Raw genomic sequence first — 21,479 nt, forward strand, 5'->3', positions numbered from 1 at the left:
CTGTCGACGAGAGTTAGCGCTTTAGCGCTTACTCTCGTCCCATGCCTCGTGCGGTCGACGAGAGTTAGCGCTTTAGCGCTTACTCTCGTCCCATGCCTCGTGCGGTCGACGAGAGTTGGCGCTTTAGCGCTTGCTCTCGTCCCATGCCTTGCGCGGTCGACGAGAGTCGACGCTTCAACACTTACCCTCGTCCCATGCCTCGCGGTAAACCGGCAACATGACTGCAGCGCATGCCCGGTCTCCTCTGTCGCGGTGCACGGTCACGTCGTTGCGTGCCGCGTTCACCGCACTGCCCTCGTGCCCTGCGCGATGCTTCCTTTCGACGCGGAATGTCGCGGCTCAAAGCTGCCGCGCGATCACCATCCGCTGCACTTCGCTGGTGCCTTCGTAAATCTGCGTGATGCGCGCGTCACGATAGTGGCGCTCGACTTCGTAATCGACCAGGTAGCCGTAGCCGCCGTGGATCTGGATCGCGTCCGAACACACGCGCTCGGCCATCTCCGACGCGAACAGCTTCGCCTGCGACGCTTCCGACAGGCACGGCAAGCCGGCCGTGCGCAGCTTCGCCGCGTGATGCACGAGCAGGCGCGCGGCGTTGATCTGCACGGCCATGTCGGCGAGCTTCTGCTGGATCGCCTGATGCTCGGCAATCGGCTTGCCGAACTGCACGCGCTCGCCCGCATAACGACGCGCCTTGTCGAACGCGGCACGCGCGATGCCGAGTGCCTGCGCGGCGATGCCGATGCGGCCGCCCTCGAGATTCGACAAAGCGATCTTCAACCCTTCGCCGCGATTGCCGAGCAGGTTTTCTTCCGGAATCGCGCAGTTCTCGAACGTGATCGGGCACGTATCCGATGCACGGATGCCCATCTTCTTCTCGGGCTTGCCGACGATGAAGCCCGGCGTGTCGGTCGGCACCAGGAACGCGGAAATGCCGCGCTTGCCGGCTTCCGGGTCCGTCATGGCAAAAACGATCGCCACCCCGGCGCGCTGGCCGTTGGTCACGAACTGCTTCGCGCCGTTCAGCACCCATTTGCCGTCGCGCAGTTCCGCACGCGTGCGCAGGTTGTTCGCCTCGGAGCCGGCCTGCGGCTCGGTCAGGCAGAATGCGCCGATCACGCGGCCCGCCGCCATGTCAGCCAGCCAGCGATCTTTCTGCGCGGGCGTGCCGAAACCGAGGATCGGCCCGCAGCCGACCGAGTTGTGCACGCTCATCATCGTCGCGCACGCGGCGTCGCCGGCGGCGACTTCTTCCATCGCCAGCGCGTAGGCCACGTAGTCCGTATACGAGCCGCCCAGCTCCTGCGGCACGATCATCCCGAGCAGGCCGAGTTCGCCGAGCTGCGCGACGATGGCGTCGGGCAGGTGCGCATCGTGGTCCCACTGCGCCGCGTTCGGCGCCAGCATCTCGGTGGCAAAGGCGCGTGCGGCGTCGCGGATCATCCGCTGGTCTTCGGTGTAAAGCTCGTCCATGGTGCTGCTGTCTCCCGCGGCCGCCGGGCGCGACCGTCCTTGCGTTTCGATGCAACAAGTGTAGGCAAGCACGCGCGACTGTTCGATGCTCGCGCCGCTCATTTACACTGAGCGTTTTTGCCACACCGGCGGCACGGATGAAGCAGGAAGACAAGGGAACCGTCGCGATCAGCCTCGTCGCTTACAGCGTCGCGCTCGCGACCCGGCGCGGCGTCGCGGCCGAACCGCTGCTCGCGCAGGCCGGCATCGCCCCGGCGCTGCTCGGGCAGCCGCGCGCACGCGTGTCCGCGCAACAATACGGCGCACTGTGGAACGCGATCGCGCGCACGCTCGACGACGAGTTTTTCGGGCAGGATCGCCACCCGATGCGCAGCGGCAGTTTCATCGCGATGAGCCAGGCGGCGCTGACCGCGCGCGACGGCCTGCACGCGATGGCGCGCGCGGTGAATTTCATGCACTGCGTGCTCGACGACCTGCACGCCGAGCTCGACGCGAACCCGCAGCGCGTGCGGCTGCGCTTCGTGCACCGCAACAACGGTGCGACGCCGGCGATGTTCACGTACGCGACCTATTTCATCATCGTCTACGGGCTGACCTGCTGGCTGATCGGGCGGCGCATCCCGCTGCTGCATGCGAGCTTCCGCTGCGACACGCCGCCCGCCGACCATGAATATCCGTCGATGTTCTGCGACGACATGCGTTTCAACGAACCCGATTCGTATGTCGATTTCGATCCCGAATTCGCGACGCTGCCGGTCGTGCAGAACGCGAAGTCGCTGAAGACGTTCCTGCGCAACGCGCCGGCGAGCTTCATCGTCAAGTACCGCAACCCGAACGCGCTCGCGCAGCGCGTGCGCGCGGTGCTGCGCGGGATGCCGCCCGCCGCGTGGCCGGGCGCGGGCGGGATGGCCGCGCGGCTGCACGTGGCCGAGGCCACGCTGCGCCGCAAGCTGCACCAGGAAGGCCACGCGTACCAGTCGATCAAGGACACGCTGCGGCGCGACCTCGCGTTCGAGGCGCTGGCCGACCCCGCGCGCACGATCGCCGACGTCGCGGCTGCAACCGGTTTCGCGGAACCGAGCGCGTTCTACCGCGCATTCCGCAAATGGAGCGGACGCAGCCCGGCCGACTATCGCGACGAAGTGCTCGCGCGCGGCGGCGGCGCGAGCTGAGGCCGGCCGGCACGGCGCTCGCTTCGCGCTTTCCGCCGAAACCGCCTAATCTTTAAGCATCGGGCCCACGCCCTTTCCGCAAGCCGGATGGCGCACGGCCACGCGCCGCCCGGACGCCCCGATGCACGTTCACCGTCACGGGCCGTCGCCGGTGCCTGCCACGCCCGGCGGCCACCCTCGTCACCCGCTGTCCGCGCGGGTCGCGCGCGCCGCGCTGTTCGCGGCGCTGCTCGTCGTGTGTGCCGCGGTCGCCGCGGTCGCCGCGCCGCCGTCCGCCGACACACCCGCCGCACCCGCCGCCCGCCCGGTCATCGTGATCCCGATCAACGGTGCGATCGGGCCCGCCAGCGCCGATTTCATCGTGCGCTCGCTCGACCGTGCGGCACGCCAGCACGCGCCGCTCGCGATCCTGCAGCTCGACACGCCCGGCGGCCTCGACACGTCGATGCGGCAGATCATCAAGGCCATCCTCGGCTCGCCCGTGCCGGTCGCCGCGTTCGTCGCGCCGGGCGGCGCGCGGGCCGCCAGCGCGGGCACCTACATCGTCTATGCCAGCCACTTCGCGGCGATGGCGCCCGGCACCAATCTCGGCGCGGCGTCGCCGGTGCAGTTCGGCATCGGCGGCGCCGCGCCGCCGGGTGCGAACCCCGCTGCACCGCGCCCGCCGGCCGGAACCCCGGGTGCGTCAGGGGCATCCGGTGCGTCCGAGGCCGCCACGCAGGCCGCATTGCCGACCGACACGCAATCGACCGAGATCCGCAAGGCGATGCAGGACGCGTCCGCCTACATCCGCGGCCTCGCGCAGCTGCGCGGGCGCAATGCCGAATGGGGCGAGCGCGCGGTGCGCGAAGCCGTCAGCCTGTCGGCCAGCGAGGCGCGCGCGCAGCACGTCGTCGACCTGATCGCGCAAGATCCGGCCGACCTCGCGCGCCAGCTCGACGGCCATACCGCAACGACCACCGCCGGCACGGTGAAGCTCGCGACCACGCATGCGCCGCTCGTCATCGTCGAACCCGACTGGCGCAGCCGCTTCCTCGCGATCATCGCCGATCCGAACGTCGCGCTGATCCTGCTGACGATCGGCATCTACGGCCTCTTCTTCGAGTTCGCGAACCCCGGCTTCGTGCTGCCGGGCGTCGCCGGCACGATCTGCCTGCTGGTCGGGCTGTTCGCGATGCAGTTGCTGCCGATCAGCTATGCGGGCCTCGGCCTCGTGCTGCTCGGCCTCGGCTGCCTGGTCGCCGAGGCGTTCCTGCCGACCTTCGGCGTGCTCGGTTTCGGCGGGATCGTGTCGTTCACGATCGGCGCGCTGATGCTGATCGACACCGACGTGCCCGGCTACGGGATTCCGTGGCCCGTGATCGCGAGCCTGGCGCTCGGCGGCGGGCTGCTCGTCGCGGGGGTGTCGAGCGTCGCGCTGCGCGCGCGGCGGCGCCCGGTCGTGACGGGTGCCGAGGCGATGGTCGGCAGCATCGGCGAGGTGCTCGACGACGGCCTGCGCGCCGACCAGCCGCACGGCGCGGCCGGCACCGCTCCATCGGCCGCGGGCTGGGCGCGCGTGCATGGCGAGCGCTGGCGCGTCGCGAGCAGCGTGCCGCTCGCAGCCGGCTGCCGCGTACGCGTCACCGGCCGCCAGGGGCTGATGCTCACCGTCGCGCCGCTGTACGACGTGCCGGCGCAGGAACAACAACATCAAGGTGAACCAACATGATCGGCTACACATTCGGCTTCAGCAGCGTCCTGATCGTCTTCGCCGTGGTGCTCGTCGCGTCGTCGATCCGCATCTTCCGCGAGTACGAGCGCGGCGTCGTGTTCATGCTCGGCCGGTTCTGGAAAGTGAAGGGGCCGGGGCTCGTGCTGATCATCCCGATCGTTCAGCAAGTCGTGCGGATCGACCTGCGCACCGTCGTGTTCGACGTGCCGCCGCAGGACGTGATCACGCGCGACAACGTGTCGGTGAAGGTCAATGCGGTCGTGTATTTCCGTGTCGTCGATCCGGAGAAGGCCGTGATCCAGGTCGCGCGCTTCTTCGACGCGACGAGCCAGCTCTCGCAGACGACGCTGCGTTCGGTGCTCGGCAAGCACGAGCTCGATGCGCTGCTGGCCGAGCGCGAACAGCTGAACGCCGACATCCAGAAGACGCTCGATGCGCAGACCGATGCATGGGGGATCAAGGTATCGACCGTCGAGATCAAGCACGTCGACCTGAACGAGACGATGATCCGCGCGATCGCGCGACAGGCCGAAGCCGAACGCGAGCGGCGAGCGAAGGTGATTCATGCGGAAGGCGAACTGCAGGCATCGGAGAAGCTGCTGCAGGCCGCGCAGCGGCTCGCACTGCAGCCGCAGGCGATGCAGTTGCGCTACCTGCAGACGCTGACGACGATCGCGGCGGACAAGAACTCGACGATCGTGTTTCCGCTGCCGATCGATCTGCTGGGGGCGTTGCTGGATCGGTTGGGCGGGAAGCGGGAGGAGTGAGACAGACATTCGGATCCTCGCCGGATACTCACCGGATTCGCCGGACGAGGGGCAACAGGCATCGATACCGACCGGCGCCCCCTATCAGCCGAATGGTATGGAAGATGGCCGCTCGCGGTCCGATGGCGTATACAACGAGATCCGCATGCATGGCAGTACGGATCAACGATGGGCAAGACTCGGACAAGGAAGACGGCATCGGCGACGCCAACCAGGGCCTATGGCAAGGTGGCCCTCAGCGCCGAGGAAACGCTGCATCGACTGTGGCAACGCGGCCTGCGCATCGACGATCGCCCGGCGAACTTGCGAATGCTCCGGTCGATCGGCCATTTCCGGTTGCTGGTCTACATGCGGCGGTTCCAGAACCCCACGACCAAGCGATTCTGGCCTCGAACCCGATTCTCCGACATCGTTGAACTCTACGCATTCGATCGACGTCTGCGCTCGATCACGATGGACGCGGTCGAGCGCATCGAGGTTGCGCTGCGCGCCGCACTCAGCAATCCCCTCGCAATCGACTACGGCAGCCACTGGTACGTCGAGAGGGACCGTTTCGTCGACCTGCGCCACTACGCGCGCATTCTGGATCAGATCGCCCGGGAGTGCGAAACCCGGAAAGGCTCGGCATTGACTCACTACTATCGAACCTATGCCAGCCCCGACCTGCCGCCGATCTGGCTGGTCTGCGAGCGGCTGAGCCTGGGCGCGTTGTCCCGAATCTTCAGTGCGCTCTCGATGCGCGACCGCAAGGTCGCCGGACGCCATGCGTGGCCGGACATCCCTGATACCGTGCTCACCAGCTGGCTTCAATCGCTCACCGACCTGCGCAATGCGTGTGCGCACCACGCCCGGCTTTGGGGAATGAAGCTGACGGTATCGCCTCCCGCCAAGCCGGCCGGGCGAACGCTCGCACGGTATGCCCCGGAAATGACCCGGCCGGAGACGTTCTACGCCCGCGCAACGATGATGAAGGCCCTGCTCGACCCACTCGGTCATGGGACCGAATGGCGCGAAGCCTTGCGAGCGACGTTGACGGGGTGTGAGCACGTGGACGCGGCGGCCCATCTCGGCTTCACGACCGATTGGCATTCGACGCCGGCGTGGCGGTGAGTTCAGGACGGATGCAACCGAACACGCGGCAGGATGCCCGTCACGCTCCGCTTTCGACGCGCTGCATTTTGACATTCGTTCGATACTTCGCTAGCATTGCCGATGAAAACGCTGGGGACGCCTCTCGACGATGCGCAACACTTCAGACGGCAAAAGGACGCGCAAGCGTCCTTTTTTATTGTCCGCCTCCTCCGTTGCGAGCTCGATCCGCTTCCCTCTCCGGATTCGGTGCCACTCCCGCACCCGATCGATCGTCCGGCGCCCGGTCCGGCGCTTCTCCTTCATTTTCGTGTTTCCGCTGCCGATCGATCTGCTGGGGGCGTTGCTGGACCGGCCGGGTACGCCGCGCGAGCGCTGAGACGCGCGAGTTCCGGCCCGCGCGACGCGCCGCCGTCGATCCCGCCGGACATCGGGCCGCCACGGCCCGGCACCCGGCACCCGGCACCCGGCACCCGTCAGGCGAGCAGCTTGCGCTCGCTCTTGCCGTACTTGATCGACTTCTCGTCGGGAATCATCAGGCCCGTGTGCTCGTCGCGGCCCTGCAGCAGGAAGCGCGCATCCGGCTGGCCGATCTGCCCGGCCGCGAGCTTGCTGTCCGCGCCGATCTCGCCCTTCTTCATCCGGTTGACGATCACGCCGGCCGCGGTGTCCTTGAAGTCGCGCAGCATCCACGCGTCGCCGTCGCTGTCGCCGAACACCAGCAGCGGGCCGTAGCCCTTCTTCGATACGAGTACGTTACGGATGCCCACCGTCTTGCCGGGCCCCCAGTTGAAATGCCAGCCGGCCGGATAGGTGCTCGTGTACTTGCCGTCCTGCATGTCGAGGCGCAGGCCGATCACGTTCTCCGGCGGCACGCCGTAGCCGTAGTTCGGATTGCCGGCGAACACGCGCACCACATCGTCGAGCGACGCGGTGCTCACGTACACGTCGATGCCGTTCGCGCGCAGCGTGTGCATCACCGCGCGGATTTCCTCATGGATGCGAATGCCGTGGAAATGCGTGTCGGCCACGACGCCGGCCTTGCCCGGCAGCGTCTTCGGGCTTTCGTAGCGAACCTTGCGCAGCGCGTCGCCGATCCCGTAGTTGTCCGACGCTTCCGCCATCGCCTGCAGCTCGGCGGTCGTCATGTTCTTGTAGAAATAGATGATCCACTTGTAGCCGACTTCGAGCGGATGCGTGTCGCAGATCGCGTCGTACATGAAGTACAGCTTCGCGCGGAAATCCTTGAACTGGTCGGTCTCGTGAATCTCGTCGAGGCTCTTGCTGCCGCCGAAACCCTTGTAGTTCGCGTAGAGCCAGCGGTAGTCGGATTCGACGTCGGCGGCGAGATCCTCCATCGTCACCGGCTTGCCGTCGACGGTCGTGTAGTCCTTCATGAACGCGCCCTTCGGCACGTCCTTCCACATCACGCCGACGAATTCGTCCGGTGTCAGCTTGTATTGCAGATGGTTGATCTGGTACATCAGCAACGCCTCTTCGCAATCGTTCATGATGCACGTGTTGTCCCAGTCGAACACCGCGTACGGGCGGCGCTTTTCGTCGTAGCGCGCGCTCGCGACGCCATGCTGGTCGAGCACCGCCTGCAGGCGCGCGGCGTTGAACGGCGACCAGCGGCCCGGGTCCAGCGCGTCCGGCGCGGTGGCGCTCTTTGCGTCGGCGGTGCCGGCCTTGAGCATCAGCGACGTCGCAGCGGTCGCCGCGGCAAGGGTGTTCATGAACTGGCGGCGTTGCATGGTCTCTCCGTGGAAATGTCGAATCGGTTCCGTTCACTGCCCCGTGCGGCGCACTGGCGGGTCATCGCCACCGCGAAGCCGGGACGGCTTCGAATCGGGGGCGAATGATGTGTCGAAATTATTTCGGCAATTTGACAGCGTCACGCCGCGACACGACGGCGAGTTGATCCGGCGCGACATGCCGGGCATCACGAAACGATCGAACACGGCCGTCCGGGCCGGCGACGCACCCGCTTGCGGCATCGTCCGGAAACCTAGAGGCTCCCCTCCATTTCCCCCTGCCATTAGGACAAATCCTCACGTCCCGGCACGCGGAACCGTCTATGATCGTTACATTGTTCAATGACACATTAAATGCTGACTGAATAACCCGTGACGGCGACGTCGGCGGACGGATTCCGGATCAGCGCCCCCTTGGAGACGCATCATGGCCGACCACTCGCTGCCGGAAGTCCACCTCGACGAGCTGCCGCAATTCCGCGCGGTCCAGCAGCTTGCCTACCGCTGTGTCGAGACCGTCGGCGCGATGCTCTACCCCGGCATCACCGAAAAGGAAGCCGCGCGCCTCCTGACCGAATGGCTGCAGGACAACGGCGTGCAGGACTGGCTGCACAAGCCGTTCGCGTGGTTCGGCGACCGCACCGCCTTCCAGGGCTTCTCGGGCCTCAAGCACATGGGCGGCTTCAATCTCGCGTTCTTCCCGAGCAACCGGCAGCTCGAAACCGACATGCCGGTGATCCTCGACGTCGCGCCGGTGCTCGACGGCATCGTGGCCGACGTCGGCTACGCGCACTGCCTCGGCCAGAACCCGATCCTCGAGCAGCTGCAGGACGACCTGATGGACCATCGCGACCTGATCGTGCGGCTTGTGAAGGCGCACCGGCCGATGGCCGAGGTCGCGCAGGAAGTCGACGCGCTGTGCCGCCGCCAGGGCGTCGAGCCGCGCCACAAGGCCTATCCGTTCAAGGTGCTCGCGCATCGCGTCGCGAAGATCCACAAGCTGTCGAAGCCGCGCTTCGTCGCGCGCTTCGGGCTGAACGCGACGCGCAACCTGCTGCTCGACCAGGGGCGCGCGGCGAAACAGCAAGGCTGGTCGCCGCTGTGGTCGATCGACCGCCGCTCCGAGCATGCACCCGTGCCGGGCCTGTGGGCCGTCGAGCCGCATCTCGGCTTCGCCGGCGTGGGCGCGAAATTCGAAGAGCTGCTCGTGATCACCGAAGACGACGCGTACTGGCTCGACGACGACCTGCCGCACGTGCGCCGCTGGCAGCGCCGCCTGGCCGAGCGTGCGCAGGCCGTCGCGACCGTGCCGGCCGCCGCCTGACGCGAACCCGCCTTTCTCCCCACTCCCTGAACGACGGACTCACGATGCAGCCTCTTTCCGACGAAGCGCCGCTGGCCCTGTTCGAATCGGTTCATGGCGAAACGGCGGTCGCCTCCGGCGACCTGACGCTCGCGGTCAGGACCTGGGGCGACCCGGCCCGCTCGCCGGTCGTGCTCGTGCACGGTTATCCCGACGACAGCAGCGTCTGGCAGCACGTCGCGCCGCTGCTCGCGCGCAAGCACTACGTGATCGCGTACGACGTGCGCGGCGCGGGCCTGTCCGGCGTGCCGCAGCGCACGGCCGACTACCACCTCGCGAAGCTGACCGACGATTTCGTCGCGGTGATCGACGCGCTCTGCCCCGGTCGCGCCGTACATCTGGTCGCGCACGACTGGGGCTCGATCCAGGGCTGGGAATTCGTCACCGATCCGCGCCTTTCCGGCCGCATCGCGTCATACACGTCGTGCTCGGGGCCGTGCCTCGACCATGTCGGCTTCTGGCTGCGCGAACGCGTGCTGCACCCGACGCCCGCGTCGCTCGCCAAGCTCGGCGGCCAGCTCGTGCGCTCGTGGTACGTGTACCTGTTCCACCTGCCGTTCATCCCGGAGCTCGGCTGGCGGCTGTGGCTTGGCCGCGCGTGGCCGCGCCTGCTGCGCCGGCTCGAGAAAACGCCCGTCGCGCCGCGCCCGACGCAAGCCGACGACGGCGCGCGCGGCGTGCGCCTCTATCGCGCAAATTTCATCCGCTGCCTGTTCGCGCCGCGCGAACGCCATGCGCATGCACCGGTGCAGACGATCGTGCCGCTCGGCGACAAGTACGTGAGCCCCGCGCTGTCCGAGAACCTGTCGCGCTGGGTGCCGCAGTACTACCGCCGTGAGGTCGCGGCCGGCCACTGGCTGCCGCTCGCCGATCCGGCGCGCTTCGCGGATCTGGCCGGGCAACTGATCGACGCGGTCGAATCGGGCAACCAGCCGCCCGCACTCGCGAACGCGCGCCGCCGCGCAACGAGCGGCCGCTTCAGCGGCAAGGTCGCGGTGGTCACCGGCGCGGGCAGCGGCATCGGCCGCTGCGCGGCGCTCGCGTTCGCGCGCGAAGGCGCGACGATCGTCGCGTGCGACATCGATCTCGCGAGCGCCGAACGCACCGCGCTGCTGATCGGGCTGACCGGCGCGCAGGCCCACGCGAAACGCGTCGACGTCGGGTCCGCCGACGAAATGGAAGCGCTGGCGACGTGGGTCGGCGACGAACTCGGCGGCGCCGACGTGGTGATCAACAACGCCGGCATCGGCATGGCCGGCGGCATCCTCGACACGAGCACGCGGCACTGGGAGCGCATCCTGCACGTGAACCTGTGGGGCGTGATCCACGGCTCGCGGCTGTTCGCGCAGCAGATGGCCGCGCGCGGCACCGGCGGGCACATCGTCAACACCGCGTCGGCCGCCGCGTTCGGGCCGTCGCGCGACCTGCCCGCGTATGCGACGACGAAGGCCGCCGTGCTGATGCTCAGCGAATGCATGCGCGCGGAGCTCGCGGAAAAGGGCATCGGCGTGACGGCCGTGTGCCCCGGCTTCGCGGAGACCGGAATCATGGCGTCGACGCAATACGCGGGCGCCAATGCACAGGACGAAGCGCGGCTGCGCAAGCGCGCGACGAAGCTGTACCAGATGCGCGGCCTGAAACCCGAAACCGTCGCGCAGGCGATGGTCGACGGCGTGCTGCGCAACCGTCCCGTCGTCGCCGTCGGCGGCGAGGCGCATGCCATGCGTTTCGTCGGCCGCTTCATGCCGTGGCTCGGCCGGATGATCGCCCGCGTCAGCATGGCATCGCATTGACGGCGCACGACGCCGCACAGGGAGACAAAGATGACCGATACCGCCGACTATCACAAGATCAAGGCCCGGCACGTGAAGTTCGACTTCAGCGACACGCCGGTCACCTGGGTGCCGAACGACCCGGGCAGCACGCACATCATCAACACGCTGAACCTGCTGTTCCCGGAAGGCGAGCTGTGGTTCTGCCGCGTGTACAACAAGGCCTTGCCGCTGATCACCGACGCGCGCCTGCGCGACGAGGCCGAAGGCTTCCTGCGGCAGGAGGCCGTGCACTCGCGTTCGCACGGCGGCGTGCTGAAGCACTACTACGACCGGCACGGGATCGACACGAAGCCGTTCACGCAAAAGCTCAACCGGCTGTTCACGCGCGTGCTCGGCGAACAGCCGCTCGGGCTGAAGATCGGCCACACGCGTTTCTGGCTGCGGCAGCAGCTCGCGGTGATCGCGTCGCTCGAGCATTTCTTCGGCTATCTCGGCAACTGGGTGCTCAACGCGCACGGGCTCGACGAGGGGAAAGCCGACCCGACGATGGTCGACCTGCTGCGCTGGCACGGCGCGGAAGAGGTCGAGCACCGCACGGTCGCATTCGACATCTACCGGCACATGGGTGGCACCTATCCGGAGCGCTGCGTGCACATGGCGTTCGTGATCCTGCTGCTGCTCTACTACATCACGACGGGCGCGAAATTCATGTACCGGCGCGACCCGGACGCCGGCCGCTACCCGGGTTTCGTGCTCGCGTGGTGGCAAGGCTCGCGGCGCGGGCACCTGCCGTCGTTCTGGAAGGTAATCGGCGCGGCGCTGCGCTATTTCAAGCCCGGCTATACGCCGCATCACGAAGGCTCGACCGAACAGGCGCTCGCCTACCTCGCCCGCTCGCCGGCCGCACAGGCGGCTGCGCACGGCGGCAACTGGGGCACGACGAAGGGCGCCTGACCGGGTTTCTTGCCGGCTCCACGGGCGGCGCCCGCCGAAATGCGTACAATCGCGGCTTCAATTTCCCGGAGGTGCCGCGATGGCCATGAAGAAAACCGATCTCGAAAAGAACAAGGCGCTCAAGCTGACGCACGCGATGAAGCAGTCGAGCTCCGCGCGTTTCGGCAAGGGTGCCGAAGAAGCCGTCAAGCTCGACCGCCGCGCGCAGCGCAAGCTCGACCAGGAACAGGGCCTCGTGCCGTTCGCATGCAAGCTCAACGCCGAACTCGTCGAACAGCTGAAGGCGCGCGCGGCCACGCACCCGGAAGGGATGACGGGCCTGCTGTCCGAGCTGCTCGTGAACGGCCTCGCGCAACGCGACGCGTAACCGTCACGCATCTCGAAATTTCCGTTGACATTGATGCGCTGCCACGACACACTCGTTCGCATGCTTATGCTCAAGCCCGCCGCCATCGCGCATGAAAACCGAGTGAACGCCCATCCGTGGCGATCACTGGAGGCGCTTGTGCGTTAGCATCGAGATTCAGTTGCGCATGTCACAAGGCCTCGCCGGAAACGGATGGGGCCTTTTTGTTTTGGTGCGCGTCATCCCGCCCGGCTCAACGGATGGAGATGACGATGGACCAAGCAAGCCGGCTGGTTGTCTGCCCCGATCGGTGCCGCACCGATGCGATCGCGTTGCCGCGGGTCGTGATCCAGTTCACGGTCGCGCCGCGCAAGACGCTGGCGTGGCGCGCGCAAAACGATGCCGAGATTCGCGTGCACGACGCGACGCTGTGGGTCACGCGGCTGGGCAGCGTCGACGATTACTGGATACGAACCGGCGACGTGCTGCGCGTGCGGCGCGGCGATCGTATCTGGATGAGCACCGACGACACCCGTCCGGCCGAGGCATCGATCACGACCGCGTACGCGACGGGACACTGTGCATGGCTCGCGCGTGCGCTTGTACGAATGCGCAGCCTGTTGCGCGAACGATGTCGAAGTCGCTCATGACGAACGCGTCGCGACGCATGCGATCGGGGTACGCTGCCACTCGCGCGCAGCCGCCGACGCATCCCCTGCACTATCTCGAAAATTGTCGTTGACAACGCCGTTCCACGAAGACAAACTCGTTCGCATGCCTACGTACACGCTCGTCTCCACCTCGATTCATCGATCGATGAACATTCGAAAGAATGGTTCACGGGAGGCGCTTGTGCGTTAGCAATCGGGCAGTACCGCATGTCACACAAGGCCTCGCCGGAAACGGATGAGGCCTTTTTGTTCTGGTGCGCGCCATCCATCCGGCTCAATCACTGGAGAAGACGATGGACCAGGCAAGCCCGCTGTTTGACCGTCCCGATCGGCGCCACGCCGGCACGATCGCGTTACCGACCGTCGTGATCCGTTTCGCGGTCGCGCCGCGCACGACGATGACCTGGCGCGCGCCGCGGGACGCGGAGCTCCGCACGCATGGCGCGGCGCTGTGGGTCACGCGCCCGCCGAGCGTCGACGATTGCTGGGTGCAGCCCGGCGACGTGCTGCGCATCGCACGCGGCGAACGCATCTGGCTCGGCACCGTTGCCGACCGGCCGGCCGAAGCGACGCTCACGACCGCGTACGTGCGTCGCGGCGAGCGCTTCAGGCGCACACTCGCGCAAGTGCAACGTTTGCTCTTCGGGATAGCGGGAAGGAGTGGATGAGCGACGTGCCGTCAGGCACGCGAGACGCGGAACGGCCGCGACCGAAAACAGACGCACCCGCGGCATGAGGCGCCGCGGGTGCGCATCGAATGACGCGACACGCCGGTGCGTGCCGCGAGCGATCGCGCGCCGCGATGCAGCTGATGCATCAGGTGCTGGCGGCGAGACGCGGGCCCGTGCTGCGGGGAGTGGAATCGAGGTCGGGGCGTTGCGCTGCCTGCGAGGTCACCCACGGATCGATGCCCTGCTTCTGCACCTCCTCGAGGAATGACACACGTGTGCGCCAGTAATCCGCTTGTAATTTCGCGTCGATGACGCGCTGTTCGGCAGCGAACAGTTCCATGCGCGCCGTCACGAGCATCGACGCAGCGGTTTTTTCCGGCGTGGGGGCGTGTCGCATCGCCCAACGGCTGATCCAGTTCAACATGCTGACCTCCGTGATTACGGACGAACCCGCATCGGGCAATCGCAATCGGCCGTGCCTGCCCGAACGCGCAACGGCCTTGACCGCACTTCACCGCCCGGCCTGCACGGACTGCGACTCCCCCGCGTCGGCAATTACCGGCCGGCGTGTGCATGCGCGGTGTATCTATCCTAGAAAGACTTGCCGGTTTATGCGATGGGGTCTTGCAATCTTTTACACAGAAACCACAGTCGCCCCCGCATCACGACATGACAGTTGCGGGCGGGACGGCTTCGGCGCACGATAGCCCGATATCTGCAACCGCCTGGACTGAAGAATGGCCGCTGCACGCCGCTGCCGGGCCTCTGCACCGGCCGCGCACGTGCTGCCTGCCCCACGTTCGTGCAGCATGCGGGCGCTCCGTTTCAGCCGGATGTCATCCCGCACCCGCCACGCGCGCCACACCGCGCGCCGCTTTGTGCGTCCGCTTGCACGTCCGGTTTGCACTCGCTTCGCACGTTGTTGCGCACGCATCGGCCGGCTCCGTTCGCTTGCCTCGCCTCCTTGCCTTGCTCCCGTTTCCGCCATTTCTTCCGGTTCGTTCCACCCGAACCGGTAAAATGCGCGCCTTCGCCGCGCGGCCGGGCTGCCAGACCGTTCGCGCGCAGGCAGCCGACCGATCTTGCGATCGTGCCCCCAACTATATCGTCCGAGCTATCCGCGCTATTACAATCCGCCGATAGCCGGGCAATAGTGGCTGGTTACATTAAGCCCGCCGTCCGCTGCCTGTACAACAATTCGGCACAACAAGCAACACGACAACCCGACCGGAGAAACGCCTTCATGGAATCCATCAAGCGGTATTTCGGCTTCGCTGAAGCCGGCACCGACTTCCGCACCGAAATACTCGCGGGCGTCACCACGTTCCTGACGATGGCCTACATCATCTTCGTCAACCCCGCGATCCTCGGCGACGCCGGCATGCCGAAGGAATCCGTGTTCGTCGCGACCTGCCTCGTCGCGGCGCTGGCATCGATCATCATGGGGCTGTACGCGAACTACCCGATCGCATGCGCGCCCGGCATGGGCCTGAATGCGTATTTCGCGTACACGGTCGTCAAGGGGATGGGCTTCACGTGGCAGGCCGCGCTGGGCGCGGTGTTCATCTCCGGCTGCCTGTTCCTGCTCGTCACGCTGTTCCGCGTGCGCGAGGCGATCGTCAACGGCATTCCGAAATCGCTGCGGATCTCGATCACCGCGGGTATCGGCCTGTTCCTCGGCATCATCTCGCTGAAGACGTCGGGCGTGATCGTCGGCAACCCGGCCACGCTCGTCACGCTCGGCGACCTGCACAAGCCCACGACGATCCTCGCGATCATCGGCTTCTTCACGATCGTCACGCTCGACCACCTGCGCGTGCGCGGCGCGATCCTGATCGGCATCATCGGCGTGACGATCCTGTCGTTCTTCTTCGGCGGCAACCAGTTCCACGGCGTGTTCTCCGCGCCGCCGTCGATCGATGCGACGCTGTTCAAGCTCGACATCGGCGCCGCGCTGTCGACCGGCATCATCAACGTGATCCTCGTGTTCTTCCTCGTCGAGCTGTTCGATGCGACCGGCACGCTGATGGGCGTCGCGAACCGCGCGGGCCTGCTCGTCGAAGGCAAGATGAACCGCCTGAACAAGGCGCTGCTCGCCGACAGCACGGCGATCGTCGCGGGCTCGGTGCTCGGCACGTCGTCGACCACCGCGTATATCGAAAGCGCATCGGGCGTGCAGGCCGGCGGCCGCACGGGCGTGACGGCCATCACCGTCGCGGTGCTGTTCCTCGCGTGCCTGTTCATCGCACCGCTCGCCGGCGTCGTGCCGGCGTATGCGACGGCACCGGCACTGCTGTACGTGTCGTGCCTGATGCTGCGCGAGATGGTCGAGGTGCCGTGGGACGATGCAACGGAAGCCGTGCCGGCCGCGCTCACCGCGCTGCTGATGCCGTTCACGTACTCGATCGCGAACGGCGTCGCGTTCGGCTTCATCGCTTACGGCGGCCTCAAGCTGCTGACGGGCCAGGCCCGCTCGGTCAAGCCGATCGTGTGGATCATCGCGGCCGTGTTCCTGTTCCGCTTCTTCTATCTCGGCAGCGAGTGACGGTCGCGCTTCGGCGCGATGCACGACGAACGAACGCCACCTTCGGGTGGCGTTTTCGTTGGGCGGGTCGCGCGGGCCCGCCCGCGCGCATCACGGCGTCGCGACGCCCTTGAGTTCCTCGTCGTACAGCCGCTGCGCCAGCGGCGGATCCAGCGTCTTGACGCGGCGGTACAACTGCATCGCGTCATCGACCCGCCCGGTGCGGCGATAGGCGACCGCCAGGTTGGCGATCACGTGTGCGTCGTCGGGATACGCGCGGTTCATGCCCTCGAAGATCCCGACCGCCGCATCGGGCCGGTTGCTGCGGATCGCCGCGATGCCCGTTGCCTCGAGCGCCAGCCGGTTCGCCGGATCGAGTTTCAGCGCCTGATTCGAATGATTTTCTCTGCGATCCTGACGAATCGATACGCCGGGTCGTGCCGGCACACTAGCAGCCGGCCGGGCGCGGCAGCAATCCGGTGCGGCCCGCATACGAAAATGCCGCCCGGGCCCGCCGAACGGCATCGCATGAAAGGCAACGTCTTCGCGTGCGCGGCGTTCAGCGACGCGCGCAGCAGGACGGGCGTCGTGTCGTCAGCGCCAGTTGGCCTCGTAGAAGCGGACGTAGCCGCTGCGCAGCGTCACGCATTGCGCGCGCGTCTCCGACAGCAGGCGCCGTGCAGCTGCCTCGATACGGTCGCGGTGCTGGTCGAAGGCACCGACCATGTCCTCGAAGCGCGGCGAAGCCGCACCGAAGTGGTCTTCCAGCGCCTCGGCGGTGATCTGACATTGAACGCGCTCGCCATTCACCAACGCCGTGAACGCAAGCATCAGGTCGCGCCCCGAATACTCGGGCTTCTCGTTCGTGAAATGGATTTGCATGGGACCCGCCTCGACCGGTAGAAAACGAATGACCGCGTCCGTCGTCCGCCACCGGCCGGACGAAATGTACGCGGGCTCGCCGGCGGGGCACGGCCCGCGGGTAATGGCGCGGGTAATGCATGCCGGTTGCTTTCCACTTTAGACGGTTTCGCGCGGGAGACAAAATTTACGGCGTGCGTCGTTCCGACGCGCATTTCATCTGATCAGCGCGGCATCCGGCACCGTTTCGGAAACCGGCGTCAGTGAGGGTCGTTGGGCCAGACGTTGAGCGCGATTGCGGCCGTCGTGGCGCCGACCGCAATCGCGGCCGCCCCGTATCGCACCGCATCGGTCAGATCGAACAGCAGCCCGTGGATCGCCACGGCAATGCCGCCCAGCATGATGAATGTGGCGATGGCCGCCAGCACGACTCTCAGTTCCGTCCGAACCATGATGCGTCTCCCGAACGGATGCATGTCACGTCGCATGCATGTTGCAATGCGGAACACGGCGCGTGCGTGCTCCGTTTCAATCATTGCAGGCGGGCATTTAAAAGCAAGTGGATTTTATACGCGGTCGCACATCGCACGCGGCGCTTGTATGATGATGTGTGCCCGGATGGCCGGTGTTCGCGCGTCGATGGTGCGCCGCACGCGCAGGCGGGAACCGGTAGAGGAATCCGGCGAGCACGTGTGTGCCGGATCGGCCGGATTCGAGGAGCGTGGGGCTCAGGTGGCGCTGGAGTGGTAACCCGGGTCGACCGTGAAGCAGGGGGCTCGAGTGCTAACTTGGGTCGACCGCGAAGCATGGGGTCCGAGTAAGCGCTAAAAAGCCAACTCGGGTCGCCCGCGAAGCATGGGACCCGAGTAAGCGCTAAAGCGCTAACTCGGGTCGACAGGAGACAAGTCATGCCGCAACCTTTCGTGCTGCCCGCCACCGCGGGTCGCACCGACCTGCTCGCGCAGGCGCATGCGCGTTCGACCGCGGTCGGCCTGCGCGCGCACGAACGTCCCGATTTCTCGCCGCTGTCGCGCATCGCGCTGCGCGAACTGCTCGACACGAATCACGCGCTGTTCTCGCACGCCCGCCCGGTCATGGAGAACCTCCACGCGCAAATCGCCGACACGCAAAGCCTCGTGCTGCTGACCGACGCGGACGGCGTCATCCTGCACAGCATCGGCGACGCGGACTTCATCGAAAAAGCCAACCGCGTCGCGCTGTGCACGGGCGTTTCGTGGGCGGAAGGCGCACGCGGCACCAACGCGATCGGCACCGCGCTCGCATCGGGCCAGGCCGTCGCCGTGCACGGCGACGAACACTTCCTGCGCGCCAACCACATCCTCACCTGCTCATGCGCGCCGATCTTCGACCCGTTCGGCCGCACGCTCGGCACGCTCGACGTCAGCGGCGATCCGCGCGGATCGAGCCCGCACACACTCGCGCTCGTGCGGATGTCCGCGCAACTGATCGAGAACCACCTGTTCGCGAACCAGTGCGCGGAAGCCCTGCGGCTGCGCTTTCATGCGCACGAGGAATGCGTCGATTCGCTGTTCGCCGGGCTCGTCGCCTTCGGCCTCGACGGCGGGCTGATCGCCGCGAACCGCAGCGCACAATTCCAGCTCGGCGCGTCGTTCGACGCACTGCAACATCAGGCCAGCGACGCGCTGTTCGGCATGCGCTTCAGCCAGCTCGCGCAGCAGGCGGCACGCGCACCCGGTGCGATGTTCCGCCTCACGCTGTCGACCGGCGTACGCGTAATGGCGCGCTGCGAATTCGCGGAAGCGCACAAGACCGCCGTCGCCGTCACGCCGCCCGCACCCGCCGCACGCGTGCGCACAGCGGACCCCGATGCGATCACGTTCGCAACGCTCGACACGGGCGACGCACGCATGGCCGCCGTGCTCGAACGCGTCGCGAAGATCCGCGGGCGCGACCTGCCGCTGTTGATCCTCGGCCAGACCGGCACCGGCAAGGAATGGCTCGCCCGCGCACTGCACCAGGCATCGCCTCGCGCGGACGGCCCGTTCGTCGCGGTCAACTGCGCGGCGCTGCCCGATTCGCTGATCGAGGCCGAGCTGTTCGGCTATGAGGACGGCGCGTTCACCGGCGCGCGCAAGCGCGGCAGCCCCGGCAAGATCGTGCAGGCCGATGGCGGCACGCTGTTTCTCGACGAAATCGGCGACATGCCGCTCGCGCAGCAGGTCCGGCTGATGCGCGTGCTGCAGGAACGCGCGGTGATGCCGCTCGGCGGCGCGCGCGCGGTGCCCGTCGACGTGCGCGTGGTCTGCGCGACCCATCGCGACCTGCGCGCGATGATCGCGGAAGGCACGTTCCGCGAAGACCTGTTCTACCGGATCAACGGGCTCGCGGTCACGCTGCCGGCGCTCGCCGTACGCACGGACCTGCCCGCGCTCGTCGAGCGGATTCTCGCGCGGCTTGCACGCAGCGAACCGATGCCGCGCCGCATCGCGGCCGACGTGCTCGACGCGTTCACGCGCCACCGCTGGCCCGGCAACCTGCGCCAGATGACCAACGTGCTGCGCACGGCCGGCATGCTGGCCGAGGACGAAGACGAAATCACGCTCACCCATTTGCCCGACGATTTCTGGCTCGACTGCGACGACGCGCCGGCGGCGCCGTCATCCTCGGCACCGGCCGCATCGGCCGGCCCGCACGAAGGCACGACGCTGCAACACCATCAGGCCGCGGTGATCGATGCCGTGCTGGCACGGCATGGCGGCAACGTGTCGGCGGCCGCGCGCGAGCTCGGCCTCGCCCGCAATACCGTGTACCGGCACCTGCGCCGGCATTGACGCCGGCGGCCGGCCGACGCCGGCCGTCAGCCCGTTCGGGTATGCTTGGCGCGTTGCCGCCGAATCGCCGCCCGCCTTCGCCATGACCCATCCGGAACACCCTCCCCTCGTGCGCATCGAGCCGCTCGGCGCGACCTTCGATGCGCCCGATTCGCTCACGCTGCTCGAAGCCGCCGCGTTCGCGCGCGTGTCGCTGCCGCGTTCGTGCCGCAACGGCACATGCCGAAGCTGCCTTTGCCGGATCGTCAGCGGCAGCGTACGCTACACGATCGAATGGCCGGGGCTGAGCCGCGAGGAAAAGGCCGACGGCTATACGCTGCCGTGCGTGGCCGTCGCGACGTCGGACCTCGTGCTCGACGTGCCCGACGCGGTCATGCTCGACTAGACGCGGCCCGCGGTCGCGCGTGCCGTCCGGCAAAGGTTGATCCTGTGTGGAGAACGTCATGACCCAGCAAACCGATCGCATCGAAAAACAGGCCCTGCTCAACGCATCGCCCGACCGCGTGTGGGAAGCCGTCAGCAATTCCGGCGAATTCGGCCAGTGGTTCGGCGTCTCGTTTGACGGGCCGTTCGCGGCCGGGCAGCCGCTGTTCGGCCGCATCACGCCGACCCGCGTCGACGACGACGTCGCCAAGGCGCAAGAGCCCTATGCGGGCACTGTGTTCGAAATCGTCGTCGATCGCGTCGAGCCGAAGCAACTGTTCTCCTTTCGCTGGCATCCGTTCGCGATCGACCCGAATGTCGATTACACATCCGAGCCGATGACGCTCGTCACGTTCGCGCTCGCGGCGCAGGCCGGCGGCACGCTGCTCACGGTCACCGAAACGGGCTTCGATCAGTTGATCGAAACGCGCCGCGCGAAGGCGCGCGAGATGAACGATCAGGGCTGGGCCGCGCAGATGACCCTGATCGCGAAATACCTGGCCAGGCACGCGTAGCGCGCTGCAACGCCGCACGGCCGTGTCGACATGCGACTCGACGTGCGTGGCATAATCCGCTCCATCGTCGCCCCTACGCCGCCGCGCATCGCATGCTGAGTCGTCGTCTCCGGAAGATCGGCAGTCTGATCGGGATGCTCGCCATCCTGATGACGGCGCTCGCGCCGACGATCTCGCAGGCCCTGACGACGCAGCAGCGCGTCGATACGCTGCTGGCCGGCTACTGCACGGCTGCGCCGGCCACCGGCGAGCACTCCGCCGATGCGTCGCGAAAGAGCCTGCAGGCCCACCTCCAGGCATGCGGCTATTGCAGCCTGCTCGCCCATACGCCCGCCCTGCCCGCGCCCGAACTGACGTTCGCGGCCAACGTGCACGTCATTCAGCATCGCGAAGCGACCCGCTTCGAAAGCCTGCGCCGCGCGCTGCCGCTCACGGCCGCGCAACCGCGCGCCCCTCCGTTCACGTCCTGATTCGTCGTCAACGCCCGTGATGCCGTAGCGCATCGCGCGGCTCGCGCACGCCGCCGGCGTGCGCGACGTGTCACGTTTCGAAGGACGATCATGACTCACCGTGTTGCGCGCGGCGTCGTACCGC

At 67.2% G+C, this 21,479-nt stretch carries 21 protein-coding genes; 15 read left to right on the forward strand and 6 right to left on the reverse strand.

Annotation, left to right across the window (positions count from 1 at the left end; all coding sequences use genetic code 11):
* Nucleotides 1–339 precede the first annotated feature (339 nt).
* A complete protein-coding gene (locus tag ABIC51_RS19245; protein ID WP_027789617.1) occupies nucleotides 340–1,473 on the reverse strand; it encodes an acyl-CoA dehydrogenase family protein in 1,134 nt (377 codons plus the stop codon).
* Nucleotides 1,474–1,610: 137 nt separating this feature from the next.
* Here ABIC51_RS19245 and ABIC51_RS19250 point away from each other — a divergent pair, with 137 nt between their 5' ends.
* From ABIC51_RS19250 to ABIC51_RS19265, 4 genes are all read left to right on the forward strand, one after another.
* The gene (locus tag ABIC51_RS19250) at nucleotides 1,611–2,645 is read left to right on the forward strand and encodes an AraC family transcriptional regulator (RefSeq protein WP_059525454.1); all 1,035 of its coding nucleotides are present in this window, start codon (nucleotides 1,611–1,613) and stop codon (nucleotides 2,643–2,645) included.
* Nucleotides 2,646–2,766: 121 nt separating this feature from the next.
* On the forward strand, nucleotides 2,767–4,356 hold the full coding sequence (locus tag ABIC51_RS19255) for an NfeD family protein (RefSeq protein WP_175862166.1): 1,590 nt from the start codon (nucleotides 2,767–2,769) through the stop codon (nucleotides 4,354–4,356).
* The gene (locus ABIC51_RS19260) at nucleotides 4,353–5,126 is read left to right on the forward strand and encodes a slipin family protein (RefSeq protein WP_027789620.1); all 774 of its coding nucleotides are present in this window, start codon (nucleotides 4,353–4,355) and stop codon (nucleotides 5,124–5,126) included. Before ABIC51_RS19255 ends, ABIC51_RS19260 begins: the two co-directional genes overlap by 4 nt.
* A gap of 168 nt (nucleotides 5,127–5,294) precedes the next feature.
* Complete coding sequence (locus tag ABIC51_RS19265) at nucleotides 5,295–6,236, forward strand: Abi family protein (protein WP_059698297.1); 942 nt, start codon at nucleotides 5,295–5,297, stop codon at nucleotides 6,234–6,236.
* 455 nt (nucleotides 6,237–6,691) lie between these two features.
* Here the strand turns inward: ABIC51_RS19265 and ABIC51_RS19270 are convergent, their stop codons facing one another.
* Nucleotides 6,692–7,969, reverse strand: coding sequence for an HAD family hydrolase (locus tag ABIC51_RS19270; RefSeq protein WP_059698299.1), 1,278 nt, complete (start codon nucleotides 7,967–7,969; stop codon nucleotides 6,692–6,694).
* 427 nt (nucleotides 7,970–8,396) lie between these two features.
* On the opposite strand from ABIC51_RS19270, the gene ABIC51_RS19275 reads away from it, so the two are divergent.
* The 6 genes from ABIC51_RS19275 to ABIC51_RS19300 all read left to right on the forward strand — a co-directional run bounded on the left by ABIC51_RS19275 (nucleotide 8,397) and on the right by ABIC51_RS19300 (nucleotide 13,746).
* Nucleotides 8,397–9,293, forward strand: a complete 897-nt coding sequence (locus tag ABIC51_RS19275; RefSeq protein WP_354006587.1) for a M24 family metallopeptidase — start codon at nucleotides 8,397–8,399, stop codon at nucleotides 9,291–9,293.
* A gap of 44 nt (nucleotides 9,294–9,337) precedes the next feature.
* A complete protein-coding gene (locus ABIC51_RS19280) occupies nucleotides 9,338–11,125 on the forward strand; it encodes an SDR family oxidoreductase (protein WP_027789623.1) in 1,788 nt (595 codons plus the stop codon).
* A 30-nt stretch (nucleotides 11,126–11,155) separates the two neighbouring features.
* A complete protein-coding gene (locus ABIC51_RS19285) occupies nucleotides 11,156–12,061 on the forward strand; it encodes a metal-dependent hydrolase (protein WP_027789624.1) in 906 nt (301 codons plus the stop codon).
* A gap of 79 nt (nucleotides 12,062–12,140) precedes the next feature.
* A complete protein-coding gene (locus ABIC51_RS19290) occupies nucleotides 12,141–12,428 on the forward strand; it encodes a hypothetical protein (protein ID WP_027789625.1) in 288 nt (95 codons plus the stop codon).
* Nucleotides 12,429–12,679: 251 nt separating this feature from the next.
* On the forward strand, nucleotides 12,680–13,057 hold the full coding sequence (locus ABIC51_RS19295; RefSeq protein ID WP_027789626.1) for a DUF2917 domain-containing protein: 378 nt from the start codon (nucleotides 12,680–12,682) through the stop codon (nucleotides 13,055–13,057).
* 314 nt (nucleotides 13,058–13,371) lie between these two features.
* On the forward strand, nucleotides 13,372–13,746 hold the full coding sequence (locus ABIC51_RS19300) for a DUF2917 domain-containing protein (RefSeq protein WP_027789627.1): 375 nt from the start codon (nucleotides 13,372–13,374) through the stop codon (nucleotides 13,744–13,746).
* 148 nt (nucleotides 13,747–13,894) lie between these two features.
* Here ABIC51_RS19300 and ABIC51_RS19305 read toward each other — a convergent pair whose 3' ends face one another.
* The gene (locus ABIC51_RS19305) at nucleotides 13,895–14,173 is read right to left on the reverse strand and encodes a hypothetical protein (protein WP_006480752.1); all 279 of its coding nucleotides are present in this window, start codon (nucleotides 14,171–14,173) and stop codon (nucleotides 13,895–13,897) included.
* A gap of 819 nt (nucleotides 14,174–14,992) precedes the next feature.
* Between ABIC51_RS19305 and ABIC51_RS19310 the strand changes: the two genes are divergently transcribed.
* A complete protein-coding gene (locus ABIC51_RS19310) occupies nucleotides 14,993–16,294 on the forward strand; it encodes an NCS2 family permease (RefSeq protein WP_021163282.1) in 1,302 nt (433 codons plus the stop codon).
* A 90-nt stretch (nucleotides 16,295–16,384) separates the two neighbouring features.
* On the opposite strand, the gene ABIC51_RS19315 is transcribed toward ABIC51_RS19310, so the two are convergent.
* The 3 genes from ABIC51_RS19315 to ABIC51_RS19325 form a co-directional block, all read right to left on the reverse strand.
* Complete coding sequence (locus ABIC51_RS19315) at nucleotides 16,385–16,720, reverse strand: tetratricopeptide repeat protein (protein ID WP_354006588.1); 336 nt, start codon at nucleotides 16,718–16,720, stop codon at nucleotides 16,385–16,387.
* A gap of 147 nt (nucleotides 16,721–16,867) precedes the next feature.
* Nucleotides 16,868–17,155 carry a DUF1488 family protein gene (locus ABIC51_RS19320; RefSeq protein WP_011354308.1) on the reverse strand — a complete coding sequence of 96 codons (288 nt, stop codon included), beginning with the start codon at nucleotides 17,153–17,155 and terminating at the stop codon, nucleotides 16,868–16,870.
* A 239-nt stretch (nucleotides 17,156–17,394) separates the two neighbouring features.
* A complete protein-coding gene (locus ABIC51_RS19325; RefSeq protein ID WP_011354307.1) occupies nucleotides 17,395–17,586 on the reverse strand; it encodes a DUF2964 family protein in 192 nt (63 codons plus the stop codon).
* A gap of 456 nt (nucleotides 17,587–18,042) precedes the next feature.
* Here ABIC51_RS19325 and ABIC51_RS19330 point away from each other — a divergent pair, with 456 nt between their 5' ends.
* The 4 genes from ABIC51_RS19330 (at nucleotide 18,043) to ABIC51_RS19345 (ending at nucleotide 21,355) form a co-directional block, all read left to right on the forward strand.
* Nucleotides 18,043–19,947: a sigma-54-dependent Fis family transcriptional regulator gene (locus tag ABIC51_RS19330; protein ID WP_354006589.1), complete on the forward strand. Its 1,905-nt coding sequence runs from the start codon at nucleotides 18,043–18,045 to the stop codon at nucleotides 19,945–19,947.
* Nucleotides 19,948–20,029: 82 nt separating this feature from the next.
* Complete coding sequence (locus ABIC51_RS19335; RefSeq protein WP_027789629.1) at nucleotides 20,030–20,332, forward strand: 2Fe-2S iron-sulfur cluster-binding protein; 303 nt, start codon at nucleotides 20,030–20,032, stop codon at nucleotides 20,330–20,332.
* 58 nt (nucleotides 20,333–20,390) lie between these two features.
* The gene (locus ABIC51_RS19340; protein ID WP_059698308.1) at nucleotides 20,391–20,885 is read left to right on the forward strand and encodes an SRPBCC family protein; all 495 of its coding nucleotides are present in this window, start codon (nucleotides 20,391–20,393) and stop codon (nucleotides 20,883–20,885) included.
* Nucleotides 20,886–20,977: 92 nt separating this feature from the next.
* Nucleotides 20,978–21,355, forward strand: a complete 378-nt coding sequence (locus tag ABIC51_RS19345) for a DUF2946 domain-containing protein (protein WP_060312688.1) — start codon at nucleotides 20,978–20,980, stop codon at nucleotides 21,353–21,355.
* Nucleotides 21,356–21,479: the final 124 nt, after the last annotated feature.

Source organism: Burkholderia sp. 572 (genome assembly GCF_040545135.1).
Classification (GTDB): Bacteria; Pseudomonadota; Gammaproteobacteria; order Burkholderiales; family Burkholderiaceae; genus Burkholderia; species Burkholderia cepacia.

Bases quoted from the DNA above. Each gene is read 5' to 3' on its own strand.
- ABIC51_RS19245 (WP_027789617.1), bottom strand. From the start codon at position 1,473: ATGGACGAGCTTTACACCGAAGACCAGCGGATGATCCGCGACGCCGCA.
- ABIC51_RS19250 (WP_059525454.1), top strand. From the start codon at position 1,611: ATGAAGCAGGAAGACAAGGGAACCGTCGCGATCAGCCTCGTCGCTTAC.
- ABIC51_RS19255 (WP_175862166.1), top strand. From the start codon at position 2,767: ATGCACGTTCACCGTCACGGGCCGTCGCCGGTGCCTGCCACGCCCGGC.
- ABIC51_RS19280 (WP_027789623.1), top strand. From the start codon at position 9,338: ATGCAGCCTCTTTCCGACGAAGCGCCGCTGGCCCTGTTCGAATCGGTT.
- ABIC51_RS19275 (WP_354006587.1), top strand. From the start codon at position 8,397: ATGGCCGACCACTCGCTGCCGGAAGTCCACCTCGACGAGCTGCCGCAA.
- ABIC51_RS19325 (WP_011354307.1), bottom strand. From the start codon at position 17,586: ATGGTTCGGACGGAACTGAGAGTCGTGCTGGCGGCCATCGCCACATTC.
- ABIC51_RS19270 (WP_059698299.1), bottom strand. From the start codon at position 7,969: ATGCAACGCCGCCAGTTCATGAACACCCTTGCCGCGGCGACCGCTGCG.
- ABIC51_RS19330 (WP_354006589.1), top strand. From the start codon at position 18,043: ATGCCGCAACCTTTCGTGCTGCCCGCCACCGCGGGTCGCACCGACCTG.
- ABIC51_RS19265 (WP_059698297.1), top strand. From the start codon at position 5,295: ATGGGCAAGACTCGGACAAGGAAGACGGCATCGGCGACGCCAACCAGG.
- ABIC51_RS19320 (WP_011354308.1), bottom strand. From the start codon at position 17,155: ATGCAAATCCATTTCACGAACGAGAAGCCCGAGTATTCGGGGCGCGAC.
- ABIC51_RS19260 (WP_027789620.1), top strand. From the start codon at position 4,353: ATGATCGGCTACACATTCGGCTTCAGCAGCGTCCTGATCGTCTTCGCC.
- ABIC51_RS19295 (WP_027789626.1), top strand. From the start codon at position 12,680: ATGGACCAAGCAAGCCGGCTGGTTGTCTGCCCCGATCGGTGCCGCACC.
- ABIC51_RS19345 (WP_060312688.1), top strand. From the start codon at position 20,978: ATGCTGAGTCGTCGTCTCCGGAAGATCGGCAGTCTGATCGGGATGCTC.
- ABIC51_RS19335 (WP_027789629.1), top strand. From the start codon at position 20,030: ATGACCCATCCGGAACACCCTCCCCTCGTGCGCATCGAGCCGCTCGGC.
- ABIC51_RS19290 (WP_027789625.1), top strand. From the start codon at position 12,141: ATGGCCATGAAGAAAACCGATCTCGAAAAGAACAAGGCGCTCAAGCTG.
- ABIC51_RS19305 (WP_006480752.1), bottom strand. From the start codon at position 14,173: ATGTTGAACTGGATCAGCCGTTGGGCGATGCGACACGCCCCCACGCCG.
- ABIC51_RS19310 (WP_021163282.1), top strand. From the start codon at position 14,993: ATGGAATCCATCAAGCGGTATTTCGGCTTCGCTGAAGCCGGCACCGAC.
- ABIC51_RS19300 (WP_027789627.1), top strand. From the start codon at position 13,372: ATGGACCAGGCAAGCCCGCTGTTTGACCGTCCCGATCGGCGCCACGCC.
- ABIC51_RS19285 (WP_027789624.1), top strand. From the start codon at position 11,156: ATGACCGATACCGCCGACTATCACAAGATCAAGGCCCGGCACGTGAAG.
- ABIC51_RS19340 (WP_059698308.1), top strand. From the start codon at position 20,391: ATGACCCAGCAAACCGATCGCATCGAAAAACAGGCCCTGCTCAACGCA.